This window comes from Microbispora bryophytorum (assembly GCF_043197435.1).
Taxonomy (GTDB): domain Bacteria; phylum Actinomycetota; class Actinomycetes; order Streptosporangiales; family Streptosporangiaceae; genus Microbispora; species Microbispora bryophytorum.
Window position 1 is genome coordinate 332,659 of the sequence record NZ_JBICTF010000006.1, and the last position, 12,985, is coordinate 345,643.

12 protein-coding genes are annotated in these 12,985 nt (G+C 74.3%); 6 read left to right on the forward strand and 6 right to left on the reverse strand.

Annotated features, from left to right (window positions below):
• The first annotated feature begins 30 nt into the window (after positions 1–30).
• From ACGFIB_RS22295 to ACGFIB_RS22305, 3 genes are all read left to right on the forward strand, one after another.
• Entirely contained in the window at positions 31–555 is a 525-nt protein-coding gene (locus ACGFIB_RS22295; protein WP_357249840.1) for a DUF6789 family protein, read from the forward strand.
• A gap of 134 nt (positions 556–689) precedes the next feature.
• Positions 690–1,181: a LuxR C-terminal-related transcriptional regulator gene (locus ACGFIB_RS22300; RefSeq protein WP_393375078.1), complete on the forward strand. Its 492-nt coding sequence runs from the start codon at positions 690–692 to the stop codon at positions 1,179–1,181.
• A 211-nt stretch (positions 1,182–1,392) separates the two neighbouring features.
• Complete coding sequence (locus ACGFIB_RS22305; protein WP_393374604.1) at positions 1,393–2,016, forward strand: DedA family protein; 624 nt, start codon at positions 1,393–1,395, stop codon at positions 2,014–2,016.
• On the opposite strand, the gene ACGFIB_RS22310 is transcribed toward ACGFIB_RS22305, so the two are convergent.
• Together ACGFIB_RS22310 and ACGFIB_RS22315 are read right to left on the reverse strand one after the other, a co-directional pair.
• On the reverse strand, positions 1,995–2,651 hold the full coding sequence (locus tag ACGFIB_RS22310; RefSeq protein ID WP_229689721.1) for a response regulator: 657 nt from the start codon (positions 2,649–2,651) through the stop codon (positions 1,995–1,997). The genes ACGFIB_RS22305 and ACGFIB_RS22310 overlap by 22 nt on opposite strands.
• Complete coding sequence (locus ACGFIB_RS22315) at positions 2,639–3,859, reverse strand: sensor histidine kinase (RefSeq protein WP_393374608.1); 1,221 nt, start codon at positions 3,857–3,859, stop codon at positions 2,639–2,641. Before ACGFIB_RS22315 ends, ACGFIB_RS22310 begins: the two co-directional genes overlap by 13 nt.
• Positions 3,860–4,014: 155 nt before the next feature.
• On the opposite strand from ACGFIB_RS22315, the gene ACGFIB_RS22320 reads away from it, so the two are divergent.
• The 3 genes from ACGFIB_RS22320 to ACGFIB_RS22330 all read left to right on the forward strand — a co-directional run bounded on the left by ACGFIB_RS22320 (position 4,015) and on the right by ACGFIB_RS22330 (position 8,745).
• Positions 4,015–4,788, forward strand: coding sequence for an ABC transporter ATP-binding protein (locus ACGFIB_RS22320; RefSeq protein WP_393374611.1), 774 nt, complete (start codon positions 4,015–4,017; stop codon positions 4,786–4,788).
• Positions 4,782–7,196, forward strand: a complete 2,415-nt coding sequence (locus tag ACGFIB_RS22325; RefSeq protein ID WP_393374613.1) for an ABC transporter permease — start codon at positions 4,782–4,784, stop codon at positions 7,194–7,196. Before ACGFIB_RS22320 ends, ACGFIB_RS22325 begins: the two co-directional genes overlap by 7 nt.
• A 202-nt stretch (positions 7,197–7,398) precedes the next feature.
• The gene (locus tag ACGFIB_RS22330; RefSeq protein ID WP_393374616.1) at positions 7,399–8,745 is read left to right on the forward strand and encodes a sensor histidine kinase; all 1,347 of its coding nucleotides are present in this window, start codon (positions 7,399–7,401) and stop codon (positions 8,743–8,745) included.
• On the opposite strand, the gene egtD is transcribed toward ACGFIB_RS22330, so the two are convergent.
• The 4 genes from egtD to ACGFIB_RS22350 are packed head-to-tail and all read right to left on the reverse strand — an operon-like array spanning position 8,710 to position 12,885.
• Positions 8,710–9,702 (reverse strand): L-histidine N(alpha)-methyltransferase, encoded by a 993-nt coding sequence (gene egtD / locus ACGFIB_RS22335; RefSeq protein ID WP_357249861.1) that lies wholly within the window; start codon positions 9,700–9,702, stop codon positions 8,710–8,712. The genes ACGFIB_RS22330 and egtD overlap by 36 nt on opposite strands.
• A 9-nt stretch (positions 9,703–9,711) precedes the next feature.
• Positions 9,712–10,413, reverse strand: a complete 702-nt coding sequence (egtC, locus tag ACGFIB_RS22340) for an ergothioneine biosynthesis protein EgtC (protein ID WP_357249864.1) — start codon at positions 10,411–10,413, stop codon at positions 9,712–9,714.
• Between the two features lie 4 nt (positions 10,414–10,417).
• Positions 10,418–11,749 carry an ergothioneine biosynthesis protein EgtB gene (gene egtB, locus ACGFIB_RS22345; RefSeq protein WP_393374620.1) on the reverse strand — a complete coding sequence of 444 codons (1,332 nt, stop codon included), beginning with the start codon at positions 11,747–11,749 and terminating at the stop codon, positions 10,418–10,420.
• Positions 11,746–12,885: a glutamate-cysteine ligase family protein gene (locus ACGFIB_RS22350; RefSeq protein WP_393374622.1), complete on the reverse strand. Its 1,140-nt coding sequence runs from the start codon at positions 12,883–12,885 to the stop codon at positions 11,746–11,748. The genes egtB and ACGFIB_RS22350 overlap by 4 nt, the downstream gene beginning before the upstream one ends.
• Positions 12,886–12,985: the final 100 nt, after the last annotated feature.

The following is a 12,985-nucleotide window of genomic DNA, read 5'->3' on the forward strand; positions in this document are numbered from 1 at the left end:
TGATCCGATCCGGGTGGGAAAAGGCTCCTCATGATGCGCAACCTGGTGAACGGCGCCGTCGGCGGCGCGCTCGCGACGGCCGTGTACAGCGCGATGCTGATGGCGGCGGACAGGGCCGGCCTGCTGGAGGAGCCGCCGCCGCGGCGGTTCGCGCGGCTGACCCTCTCCGGGCGGGACAAGCCCCGGAGGGGGGAGAACGTGCTGGGCACGATCGCGCACTTCGCGTTCGGCTCCTCCTGCGGCTCGATGCTCGGCCTGCTTTCGGCCGGACAGCGGGTGCCCGTTCCGATCGGCACGGCGTACGGGTTGCTGGTGTGGTATTTCGGCTACCAGGGCCTCGCGCCGAGCATCGGCGCCTACCCGCCCTTGCCGAAGGACCGCGCGGGACGCCAGGCCGCGCTGCTGGCGGGACACCTGCTGTGGGGCACCGCGCTCGCCCTCGCGCTCAACCGGCTGCGTAGCGAGAAGGCGCCGATGACCGCCGGGCTCGCGCCCCGAGCGCGCGAGCAGGTCCGGCGCATCATGCCCACCCCCGAGCCCGTCCCGGCGCGGTGACGTTCACCAGAACCTGACTTCCGGATATTTCGCCGACGGCCCGTCCAGCAGGGGCCGGCGCCTGCCCTTCAGGTGGGTGTCGAGGAAGGCGGTGACGTAGTCCCGGGTGATCCGGAGGGAACGCTGTCGTGCTCATGGACGTCCGGATGCCCGGCATGGACGGCCTGACCACCGCGGGGCGGCTCCTGCGCGCCGCCGGCGCCCCGAAGGTGGTGATGCTGACCACCTTCGATCTGGACGAGTACGTCCACGAGGCGCTGCGTCTCGGCGCCGTGAGGTTCCTCCTCAAGGACACCCCGCCACGCGAGCTGATCACCGCGGTCCGCACCGTCGCCACGGGGAACGCGATGCTCTCCCCGGCCGTTCTGAAGCGGCTCATCGGCTCGTTCGTCCACAAGGCGCCCTCGCGTGCCGAGGCCGCGCGCGAGCGGCTCGCCGCCCTCACGGCCCGGGAGGAGGACGTGATCAGGGCGCTGGCGCGCGGCCTGTCGAACGCCGAGATCGGACGGGAGCTGAAGCTGTCGGAGCCGACGGTGAAGGCGCACGTGAGCCGGCTGCTCGCCAAGCTGGGCCTGGCCAACCGAGTGCAGGCCGCGATCCTCGTCCACGACGCCGACCTCTCCTGAGGCCGGCGTTTCCCCATACGAAAGTAGGGACTGACGCCCGCCGATCGTCCGATGTGCCGTGACCTGCCGAGTGTCTAGTTTCATGCCGTGTCGGCCCTGACCCCTGTGCCGGGGATGCGCCAGCGTCCCATCCGGGACCTCCCGGATGTCCCCGATGCTCCCCGGCCGACACGGTGTACCCAAGCCCTGACGGACGATCGGAGTCACGCTGATGTCGCACGCGATCCTCGACCTGGTCCAGCAGGTGATGTCATCGCCCTGGTTGTATGTGGCGCTGTTCGCCCTGGCGCTGCTCGACGGGTTCTTCCCGATCGTGCCGGCCGAGACCTCGGTGATCACCGCCGCGGTGTTCGCCGCGTCGGGCGAGACCAACCTGGCCCTGGTCATCGTGGTCGCGGCTCTCGGCGCATGCGCGGGTGACCACGTCTCCTACCTGATCGGCAGCAGGTCGGCGGGCAGGCTGCGGGAGAAGAAGCCGTTCGTCTGGGCGCGGAGCGCGCTGGCCGAGCGGGGTGGTCTCGTCCTGGTCATGGCCAGATACATCCCCGGTGGACGCACCGCGACGACGCTCACCATGGGCGCCGTACGGCATCCGCTGCGCTCGTTCACGTTCTTCGACGTGATCGCGGCGTGCTCGTGGGCGGTGTACTCCGGGCTGATCGGCTTCTTCGGCGGGACGGCGTTCGAGAGCGACCCGATCAAGGGTCTGCTCCTCGGCCTCGCCATCGCGCTGTCGATCGCCGCGCTCGCCGAGCTGGTGAGATGGCTCAGGAAACGACGCGCCGCCCGGCTCTGCCTGGAGCGTCTTCCCGCTCACGCGGCGGCGCGCAGGTAGGCGAGCACGGCGAGCACCCGGCGGTGGTCGTCGGCGTCCGGAGGCAGGTCGAGCTTGGCCAGGATGCTCGCGATGTGCTTGGCGACGGCCGCCTCGGAGACGAACAGCGCGCGGGCGATCGCGGCGTTCGACCGCCCCTCCGCGACGAGGGCGAGCACCTCGCGCTCGCGCGGCGTGAGCCGGGCCAGCGGGTCACGGCGCCCGCGCAGCAGCTGCCGGACGACCTCGGCGTCGATCACCGTGCCGCCGCCCGCGACCGTCGTCACCGCGTCGGCGAACTGCGTGACCTCGCCGATCCGGTCCTTCAGCAGGTAGCCGACGCCGCCCCCGCCCGAGGGGCGGGCCTGGTCGAGCAGTTCGGCGGCGTAGGTCTGCTCGACGTACTGGCTGAGCACCAGCACCGCGAGGGACGGCCGCGCCGCCCGCAGCTCCAGCACGGCCCGCAGTCCCTCGTCGCTGTAGCCGGGCGGCATGCGCACGTCGGCGACCACCACATCCGGGTCCTGCTCGGCGACCGCCGCGATCAGCGCGGGGGCGTCGCCGACGGCCGCGACGACGCTGTGCCCGAACCGCTCCAGCAGGCCGGCGAGGCCCTCCCGGAGCAGCACCGAGTCTTCGGCGATCACCACTCGCACGGGATCTGCGCCCTCACCGTGGTCGGGCCGCCGCACGGGCTCTCGACGGTCAGTGTGCCGCCGACGGCCGCCACCCGGTCGGCGAGCCCGGTCAGGCCGGTGCCGCCCGCCGGGTCCGCTCCCCCGATCCCGTCGTCGGCGATCTCCAGCACGAGCCTCCCCCGGCGCAGCCGGCCGCGCACCGCGCAGGAGCCGGCCCCGCTGTGCTTGGCCACGTTCGCCAGCGCCTCGCAGGCGACGTAGTAGGCGGCGGCCTCCACCCGCTCGGGCAGCCGCCGGTCCAGCTCGACGTGCACCTGCGCGGGCACCGGCGACCTGCCGGCCACGTCGCGTACGGCGGCGGGCAGCCCGCGGTCGGCGAGCACCTGTGGATGGACGCCGCGGATCAGCTCGCGCAGCTCCGCGAGCGCCTGCCCGGCCAGCTCGCGCGCCTCGTCGAGCCGCACGGCCGCGGGCGAGGCCGGCGGAAGGTCGAGCCCGGCCAGGCCGAGCTTCATGGACAGCGCGACGAGCCGCTGCTGCGCGCCGTCGTGCAGGTCGCGCTCGATGCGGCGGCGCTCGGCCTCGAAGGCGTCCACCAGCCGAGCCCGCGACCGCGCGATCTCCCGCATCTCGGCCTCCTGCGGGACGATCATCGCCCGCGCCATCGCCGCCCTGGCGCCCGCCCAGGCGGTGAGCGTGTACGCCGCGACGGGCACCAGCAGCAGCCCGACGGCCGAGGCGACGAAGGTCTGCCCCAGCGTGGCCTCGCCTTCGGGAGCGGTCGGCTGCACGACCGGGGAGAGGATCAGCACCGCCGGCCCGGCGATCGCGGCCGCCACCACCAGCAGGTCGGCCCACCAGAGCGCGACCAGCGCCACGAGGGCGTGCCCCGCCTCCCGCCACCCCGGCCACCAGCCGTCCGGCAGTCCGCGCACCGGCTGCCGGTCCGCGAGGCGCAGCCGCCATCGCTCGAACCTGGCCATGGGCGTCAGCAGCACGGCGGCCACCACGAGGGACAGCGGCGCGGCCGCCAGACTGCCCACCACACGTACGGGCGCCAGGACGGCGGCGAACGCGAGGCTGGGGACGACCCCGGCCAGCAGGTACGCCAGAGACCTCCACGGCCAGGCCGAGGCGAGGAAGCGCTGGGGTGGTCCGCCGAGCGCGTCGAGTGCGGTCCGGGGCACAAGGGTCACGGGGGCGGGGGCGAGAAGCGGGGTGGCCACGGCACCGACGGTAACCGCCGGGCGCGCCGGTGTCGGTAGTGCTGGGGATACCTCTGGTTCTCGCCCCAGTGCCAGTGCCTCGCGGTCCCGCCGCCGGTTGGCTGAGCGACATGACACAGACCGGCATGACACCAACCGGCATGACACAGACCGGCATGACACAGACAACCGGGCAGGCGGTCCTGCTCGACGAGGTCCGCGTGGTGTACGGCTCCGGGCCCGGCGCGGTGACCGCTCTCGACGGCGTGACCCTCGGCTTCGGCCAGGGGACCTTCACCGCCGTGATGGGGCCCTCGGGCTCCGGCAAGTCCACGCTGCTGCACTGCGCCGCCGGGCTCGACCGGCCGACGTCCGGGACCGTGCTGATCGGCGGCACCGACCTCGGCCCGCTGGACGAGAGGGCGCTGACCCTGCTGCGCCGGGAACGGGTCGGTTTCGTCTTCCAGGACTACAACCTGGTCGACGCGCTCACCGCCGAGGAGAACGTGGCGCTCCCCCTCCGCCTGGCCGGGCGCCGCCCCGGCCGGGCGGAGGTGCGCGACGCGCTCGCCGAGGTCGGCCTGGAGCGGCGCGCCGGGCACCGGCCGGCCGAGCTGTCCGGCGGCGAGCGGCAGCGGGTGGCGATCGCCCGCATGCTCATCGCGCGGTCACTCGCCGCGCGATCAGGGGGAACCGGGCCCGCCGTGCTCTTCGCCGACGAGCCCACCGGCGCGCTCGACAGCGCGGCGTCCCGCGTGGTCATGGAACTCCTGCGCACGCTGGTCGACGCCCGCGGGCAGACCGTCGTCATGGTCACGCACGACCCCGCCGCGGCGGCGTACGCGGACCGGGTCGTGCTGCTGGCCGACGGCCGGCTCGCCGGGGAGCTGGGCCGGTCGAGCGCCGCCGAGATCGCCGCCCGCATGGCTCTCCTGGAGGAAGGATGCTGAGCCCGTCCCTGCTCCGCTCTCTCCTCCACGGCCGGTGGACCGGGCTCGCGGGCACCTTCGTCGCGCTCTGCCTCGGCGCCGCGGTCCTCACCGCGAGCGCGCTGCTGCTGACCTCCGCGGGCCCGCGGGTGCCCGCGCGGTACGCCGCCGCGCCCCTGCTCGTACGCACTCCCGGCACGCCCGGGGACGGCAACGCCTTCGCCGAGAACCGGCCCTGGTCCCCGGAGACGGTGGAGGCGCTGGTCCGCGCGCTGACGTCGGTGCCCGGCGTCGCGGCCGCCGTCCCCGACCGCGCCTTCTACGCCCAGGCCGTCGTCCGGGGTGGACCGGCCGGCGCGCACGAGGCGCGAGGCTGGAGCACCGCGGCGCTGGCGCCGCACCGGCTGGTGGCGGGCAGGCCGCCGGTCCGCGCCGGAGAGGTGGTGCTCGACCGCGCGCTCGGCCTCGCGCCGGGCTCGCCCGTCACGCTGCTGACCGCCGGGGGACCCGCGCCGTACACCGTCAGCGGGCTCGCCGACGGCCCCGGGCCGTACGTCTCGGACGGCGAGGCCGCGCGTCTCGGGGGCGGAGTGCGCGTCATCGGACTGCTCACCCGGCCGGGGTTCGATCGTGCCGCTGTACGGGCCGCTGTACGGGCCGCTGTACGGGCCGCCGTGGGGGACGCCGCACGCCGCGTCGCCGGCGGCTCCGGGCAGGTGCTCGCCGGGCCGGACCGGGCGGCGGCCGAGCCCGCGGCCGACGCGCGGACCCGCTGGATCGGCATGCAGGTGCTGACCGCGATGGCGCTGCTCGGCGGGTTCGTGTCGGTGTTCGTGGTGGCCTCCACGTTCGCGTTCCGGGTCACCCAGCGGCGCCGGGAGTTCGGTCTGCTGCGGGCGGTCGGCGCGACCCCGCGCCAGGTGCGGCTGATCGTGTACGGCGAGGCGCTCGCCGTGGGAGCCGCCGCCGCGGCGGCCGGGGCGCTGCTGGGTGCGGTCGTCGCGCCCGCCGTGGGCGGGGTGCTCGTCGCGGCGGGCTTCGAGCCCGCGTCGTTCGGCGTGCGGCCGGCCCCGCTGCCCGTGGCCGGAGCGGTCGCGGCCGGGATCGCGGCGGGCCTGCTCGGCGCGTGGTCCGCCTCGGGCAGGGCCGCCCGGGTCCGCCCGCTGGAGGCCCTTCGCGACCACGCGGCGGGCGGCACGCCGATGACCCGCGTGCGGTGGGTCGCGGGCGTCGTGTCGCTCGCGGGCGGCCTGGCCCTGGCGGCGGCGAGCGGGTCCGCCGCCGAGGACGCCCTGGTGAACGACGTCCTGCTCGCCGCGATGGCGCTGATCGCCGGGCTCACCCTGCTCGCGCCGGTCGTCCTCCCGGCGCTCGTCCGCGTCCTGTCGTGGCCGATCTCCCGGCCGGCCGTGGGCATGCTGGCCGCGCGGAGCGCGATGACGGCCGTGCGGCGCACGGCCGCGACGGCGGCCCCGGTGCTGCTGACGGTGGGCTTCGCCGTCCTCGTCACCGGCATGGTGCGCACGACCGCCGCGGCGTACACGGCGGGGCGGGCGGCCGACGTCTCCGCGGCGGCGGTGCTCGTGCCCGACGGCGCCCCCGGCCTGTCGGACGCGGCGCTCGCGGCGGCGTCGGCCCCCGCGGCGATCACCGCTCCGCTGCCCACCACCGTGTACGGCGACCGGCCGCTCACCGCGCTGGGCGACGGTGACCTCGCCGGGGACGAGGCGGCGGTCGCCGAATGGGTCGCCCGGGACCACGGCTGGCGGAAGGGAGACGTCGTGCCGCTCACCTTCGAGGACGGCAGGGCCGTGCGCCTGCGGATCGCGGCGGTCCTGCCCGGCGCGCCGGCGGAGGTGCTGGTCGCCAGGGACACGGTCCGGGCGCACGACCCGTCGGCGCTGACCGCCGAGGCGTACGTGTCCCGGCCGGCCGGGATGGTCTTCCCGGGGGCGCGGACGGTGAGCGTCGCCGACCGCGCGGCCGGCGACCAGGCGGAGGAGGACCGGCTCGTCTGGCTGTTCACGCTCCTGCTGGTCGGGGTCTCGGCCGGTTACTCGGGCCTGGCGATCGTCAACACGCAGGTCATGGCGGCGTCGGCGCGGGCACGCGAGTTCGCGGTCCTGCGTCTGTCCGGCGCGACGCGGCGGCAGGCGACCGCGGCGGCCGCGGCCGAGGCGGCGCTCGTCACCGGGATCGGCAGCCTGCTCGGTCTCGCCGTGGCCGTTCCGGCGCTGCTCGCGATGCGCGCCGGGCTGGCGCAGAAGTCCGGCGCGGACGTTCCGCTGGTCGTCCCCTGGCCCACGGTCGCGGCCGTCGTCGCCGCCTGTCTCCTTCTCGCGGCCGGAGCGAGCGCGATTGTCACAGGAAAAACAGCATTCACTTCCGTCAGGACACCATCCAGGCCGTCTACCTGCGCAGACGCTTGATCGGGCAAAAGGAACGTCGATCCTTCGCCTTGTTCTCGCAAGTATTGCGATCCCACACGTTCAGATGGCCCGATTTCCGGACACGCCTTATTAACATTCTTTTCCTGAGCATTGCACAACGGACACGAACGGAGGGGTCATGGCGGGCCGGCATATGCCTTCCCTTTTACGCCCGCGCTCGATCCAGGCGCGGACCGCCCTGATGAGCGCGGTCCTCTCCCTCGTCTTCCTCACGGTGATCGGTTTCAGCCTGGACATCGCCATCCGCAACCGGATCCACGACCACCTCTTCATGGAAACCCAGCGGGTGGCCACCGACTGGATCTCCTCGATGGGCTCCGGCGGCGTCCCCGAGCCGCCCGCCACGCACAAGGACCTGGTGCAGCTCGTCGACTCCCGCAACCGGGTGATCACCGCCAGCCGGGCGGCGCGCGGCCTGCCCCCGCTGACCACACCCTTCCCCACGGGCCAGGACCCGCTGCAGTACCGGATCGAGTGCCCGGATGAGGGCCGGTGCGTCGTGCTCACCGCCGTACGGCTCCTGCCGATGCAGTCCCGGCTGTTCTGGGACGGCGAGCCGCACGCCGTCTACGCGGGGAGGACCGAGCCCGGCCTCCTGGCCTCGCGACGGCTGGAGCTGTTCATCGGGATCGGAGTGCTGCTGATGACCGCCGGATGGACCTGGGCGAGCTGGCGCGTCGCGGGCCGCACGCTGCGCCCGGTCAGGGAGATTCGCGAGAGGGTGACCGAGATCAGCGTCCGCGACCTGACCCTGCGCGTCCCCCAGCCGTCCGGGCGCGACGAGATCGCCGAACTCGCGCGGGCCTCCAACCACCTGCTCGAACACCTCGACACCTCGGTGCGCCAGCAGAAGCACTTCGCCTCGATGGTCTCCCACGAGCTGCGCAGCCCGCTCGCCGGGCTGCGCACGCAGCTGGAGGAGGCCCTGCTCTACCGCGAGGAGACCGATCCGTACGAGACGATCCGTACGGCGGTGCGCACCACGGAGAGGTGCCAGGCGATCATCGACGAGATGCTCACGGTCGCCCGCGTCCGCACGGCCGCGACAGGCGAACCCGAGCTGGTCAGCCTCGGCGCGCTCGCGCGGGAGGAGGCCGCCGCCCGGACGGACGGCGTGCCCGTGCACGTCGATGTCGAGGACGAGGTGACCGTCCTCGGCAACCGGGTCCAGCTGTGCGGCGTGCTGACCAACCTGATGGTCAACGCCCAGCGCCACGCGTGCAGCAGGGTCGACGTCACGGTGGGGCGGGCCGGGGGCGAGGCGATCATCACCGTGCTCGACGACGGCGACGGCATCGCGCCGGAGGACCGCGAGCGGGTCTTCGAGCCGTTCGTCCGTCTGAAGGAAGGCCGCCGTCGCGACCCCAAGGGCACCGGGCTGGGCCTCGCCCTGTGCCGCGTCACGGCCGACACGCACCACGGGACGCTGCGCGTCGAGGACTCCCCGCGCGGCGCCCGCTTCGTCCTGCGCCTGCCGCTGCCCGCGGGCGTGTCACCCGTGGGCGCCGGGCAGGCGCTCAGCCGGTGACACCGCGGCCAGGGTCACCGCGAAGTCGGCGGCGCCGTCGGTGTACCAGCGGCAGACCGCGAACCCGGCCCGGGACAGCTCGTCGAGCACGCCCTCCCTGCGGAACTTGGCGCTGATCTCCGTGCGCATCTCCTCGCCCTCGGCGAAGGCGACCGTGAGGCCGAGCGCCCCGATCGGGACCTCCATGGGCCGCGTGGCCCGCAGCCGCATCTCGATCCAGTCGTTGTCCTCGTCCCACAGCGCGACGTGCTCGAACGCCTCCGGCTCGAAACCGGCGTCCAGCTCCCGGTTGAGCACGTGCAGCACGTTGCGGTTGAAGGCGGCCGTCACACCTCCCGGGTCGTCGTACGCCGCGACCAGCCGCCTCCTGTCCTTCACCAGGTCGGTGCCGAGCAGCAGGGTGTCGCCCGGCCGCAGCGTGGCGCGCAGCTCCTTGAGGAACACCTCCCGCGCGGCGGGAGGGAGGTTGCCGATCGTGCCGCCGAGGAAGGCCACCAGCCGCCGGCCGGTCCTCGGCAGCAGCGCCAGGTGCTGCTCGAAGTCGGCGCGCACCGGCCGCATGTCGAGGCCGGGATAGCGTACGGCGAGCCGCTCCGCCGCCGCCTCCAGCGTGACGTCGTCCACGTCGACCGGCGTGTAGGCCCGCAGCGTGCCCGCGTTGGCCAGCGCGTCGAGCAGGAGCACGGTCTTCTCGCTGGTGCCCGAGCCCAGCTCGACGAGCGTGTCGGCGCGGCTCAGGCCGGCGACGTCGACGGCGCGGCGGCGCAGGATCTCCAGCTCGCGCCGGGTGGGGTAGTACTCCGCCAGCCGGGTGATCCGGGAGAACAGCTCGCTGCCCGCCGCGTCGTAGAACCACTTGGGGGGCAGCCACTTGGGTGACGAGGTGAGCCCGGCACGTACGTCGCTCTCCAGAGCCTGGCGCAGGTAGTCGCCGCCGAGATGGTCCGTGACGCTCATGGTCGCCTCTCAATCGATGGGTGTCACCGAAACGCCGTCGGGGGACGCGAGCAGCAGGCTTCTGTCGGGCACGGCCCGCCAGCCCGGCCGGTCGTCCAGCGGCTCGCTCGCGACGAGCACCCCCTCCTCCAGGTGGGTGAACAACGTGTCGCCCCACGCGACCGCGGCCAGGTGGGAACCTCCCGTGACGAGCAGGTTGAGCCGGGCCTCCGGATCGCCCTCGGCGGCCGCGCCGACGACGGCGGACAGGACGTCGGCGAGCGGCAGGCCGTCCCGCAACCGGGTGAACACGGCCGCGGCGAGCCACGCCGAGTCGCACACGCTCTCCGCGTCGGCCGCGAGGGGCCGGACGGCCTCGCGCCCGACCCTGCCGTTGTGGCTGAGCAGCCAGGGCCCGTCGGCGAACGGCGCGGTGGCCGTCTCCTCGATCGGCATCCCGGCCGTGGCCGACCGCACCGCCGCGATCAGGCAGGTCGAGCGGGCCGCCGCGGCGAGGCCGGGCAGGTTGGCGTCCGCCCAGACGGGCACCGTACGGCGGTAGCGCACGGGCCGGGACCCGTCGTACCAGCCGAAGCCGAACCCGTCGGCGTTCACCGTGCCGTACTTCTGCAGGCGCGGCGCGTACGACTGGCGCAGCAGGCCGTGCTCGGGGTCGCTGATGAGCGTGGTCAGGGACCGCGCGGGGCCCAGCCACGCCGCGTGGCGGCACATTTCGTCACTCCTCCGAGCGGGCGCAGCGGAACCCGGCGAAGATCTGCCGCCGGATCGGGTAGTCCCAGTTGCGGAAGGTCGTGCGGACGGCGGAGGGATGGGTGGCCCACGATCCGCCGCGCAGCACCCGGTGGGTCTCCCCGAAGAAGACCTTGCTGTACTCCTCGTAGGGGAAGCACCGGTAGCCGGGATAGGGCTGGAACCAGGAGTCGGTCCACTCCCACACGTCCCCGATGAGCTGCTCGACGCCATAGGGGCTCGCGCCGTCCGGGAAGGCCCCGGCGGGGGCGGGCCGGGCCGCGCGGTGGCCGAGGTTGGCCCAGCGCCCGTGGTGGCCGGGGTCGGCCTCTCCCCAGGGGTAGGTGCGGCCGCCGCACGCCTTCTCCCACTCGGCCTCGGTCGGCAGGCGCTTGCCCGCCCAGCGGGCGTACGCGTCCGCCTCGTACCACGAGACGTGCTGCACCGGCTCCTCCGGCGGCACGGGCTCCTCCCGGCCGAACCGGACCCGCCACCAGACGTCGCCGTCGCGCGTCCAGAACAGCGGGGCCTCCACGCCGTTCCGCTCGACCCACTCCCAGCCCTGCGGCAGCCACCAGCGCGGGTCGCGGTAGCCGCCGTCCTCGACGAACTCCAGGTAGGCCCCGTTGGTGACGGGGTGGCGGTCGATCCGGTAGCCCGGCAGGTACAGCCGGTGGGCCGGCCGCTCGTTGTCGTAGGCCCAGGCCACGGTGTCGGTGCCCCCGCCGGTGCCCATCGTGAAGACCCCGGCGGGGATGTGCACCTCGGGATCGGCGCCGGGCCGGCCGGGCGGCAGTTCCCCGTCGCGAACCAGGCCTGGCCGCCGGGACAGCTGGAGCGTGGCGAGCATGGTCTCGTCGTGCTGGTGCTCGTGCTGCAGCACCAGCCCGAAGACGTAACCCCCGGACCGCAGCGGGTCGGGGGCGGTCAGGTCCACCCGGTCGAGCACGTCGAGCACCCGGCCGCGCACGCCGGAGATGTACTTCCTCGCCTCGGCCGGGTCGAGCAGCGGGAGCGACGGCCGGTCCTTGCGCGGATACTTGAACGCGTCGTAGAGGTGGTCGATCTCCGGGCGCAGCGGTTCGATGCCGCCCACCTCGCGCAGCACCCACAGCTCCTCGTAGTTGCCGACGTGGGCGAGGTCCCAGACCAGCGGCGACATCAGGAGGGAGTGCTGTCGCACGAGCATGTCGTCGTCGGCGTCGGTGTAGGCGAGCGACCGCTCGCGTACGGCGGCGAGCTCGGCCGCGATCCGCTCCTTCAGGCCGGTCGGGCCGGTCAGGCCGGCGGCGCCCAGGGCGGCGTCGAGATCGGTCACGCGAACATCTCCTCCATCTGGTCGGCGGCCGGCGATCGGCCGGATTCGATGTGCCGAGAGGCGAACGCGCGGACCCGGGCGACCAGCGAGGGCTCGGCCCCGAGGCGGGGCAGGGCCTCGGCGGCGGCGGCGAAGCAGACCGAGGCGGAGCGGCGCAGGTCGGGGTCGGCGAGACCGAGACGGGCGGCGTCCGCCCACCGGTGGGCGCTCGGCCGGGCCGCCTCCATCGCGATCCCGGCGGCCCTGTCGTCGGTGACGAGCGCGTGGACGACGGCCACGCACACGGGCCACTCGGTGGCCCCCTGCGCGTCGAGGTAGCGCACCTCCAGCCAGCCCCGGGGCCGTACGGGCGGGAAGAGCGTGGTGGCGTGGTAGGCGAGGTCGGCGTGCCCGGGGGGCCGCCCGGCCACGCGGGCGAAATCGCGGAACGCCGAGCCGTCGAGGACCGGCCGGAGACCGCCGGCCTCCCGGACCAGCATGAGGCGGGCGTCGAGGAGGTAGCGCGCCCAGTCGCCGGCCGGGTCGCCGCTCTGCGCGACCGGCGCGGTCCTGCTCGGGTCGAGCCTGCCCCACACGGCCTGGCGTCCGCAGGCCCACCCGTCGGCGGGCGAGTTGGCGAAGGCCGCGACCAGCACCGGGCCGAGCACGTGGGCCCGTTCCCAGCGGGCGTGGTGATCCTCGCCGAAGTCCAGGTTGACCTGGATCGACGCCGTCGAGCACATCATCGTCAGGCCGTGCGGCCGCTCCAGGACGGCGGCCATCGCCTCATATCTGGGCTCTCGTAACTGCCGCAGGCGCGGGCGCAGGGTGTCCAGGCCGCGGCCGCCCAGGCGCAGCCCGGCCCGGGCGAGCGCGAGCCGTACGGCGTCGACGTCGGCGGCGAGCTTCGCGACGGCGGCGGGCAGGACGTCCGGCGGGGCGGACAGTTCGAGTTGCCCGCCGGGCTCGAACGTCACCCGGCTGCCGCCCGGAAGGGCGGGGAGCGCGCTCGCGGTCCGGGCGATGGGGACATGAAGGGCGGGGTTGTCCGCGTCGAAGACCAGGAACTCCAGCTCGACGCCCAACCGGTCGGAGGTGACCCCGCGGAAGCAGTCCCGGGCGTACTTCTGCACGTCGGTCTTCTGCACGTCGGTCATTCGCCCCCCATCGGGCCGATGTTTACGCGACTCAGTCGTGCCGAGTCAACTTTCCCCGTAATGCCCCCTTTCAACCTGAAACCCACGGAAACGGCGCGTT

Bases quoted from the DNA above. Each gene is read 5' to 3' on its own strand.
- ACGFIB_RS22320 (WP_393374611.1), top strand. From the start codon at position 4,015: ATGACACAGACAACCGGGCAGGCGGTCCTGCTCGACGAGGTCCGCGTG.
- ACGFIB_RS22330 (WP_393374616.1), top strand. From the start codon at position 7,399: ATGAGCGCGGTCCTCTCCCTCGTCTTCCTCACGGTGATCGGTTTCAGC.
- ACGFIB_RS22300 (WP_393375078.1), top strand. From the start codon at position 690: ATGGACGTCCGGATGCCCGGCATGGACGGCCTGACCACCGCGGGGCGG.
- egtD (WP_357249861.1), bottom strand. From the start codon at position 9,702: ATGAGCGTCACGGACCATCTCGGCGGCGACTACCTGCGCCAGGCTCTG.
- ACGFIB_RS22305 (WP_393374604.1), top strand. From the start codon at position 1,393: ATGTCGCACGCGATCCTCGACCTGGTCCAGCAGGTGATGTCATCGCCC.
- ACGFIB_RS22295 (WP_357249840.1), top strand. From the start codon at position 31: ATGATGCGCAACCTGGTGAACGGCGCCGTCGGCGGCGCGCTCGCGACG.
- ACGFIB_RS22350 (WP_393374622.1), bottom strand. From the start codon at position 12,885: ATGACCGACGTGCAGAAGACCGACGTGCAGAAGTACGCCCGGGACTGC.
- ACGFIB_RS22325 (WP_393374613.1), top strand. From the start codon at position 4,782: ATGCTGAGCCCGTCCCTGCTCCGCTCTCTCCTCCACGGCCGGTGGACC.
- egtC (WP_357249864.1), bottom strand. From the start codon at position 10,413: ATGTGCCGCCACGCGGCGTGGCTGGGCCCCGCGCGGTCCCTGACCACG.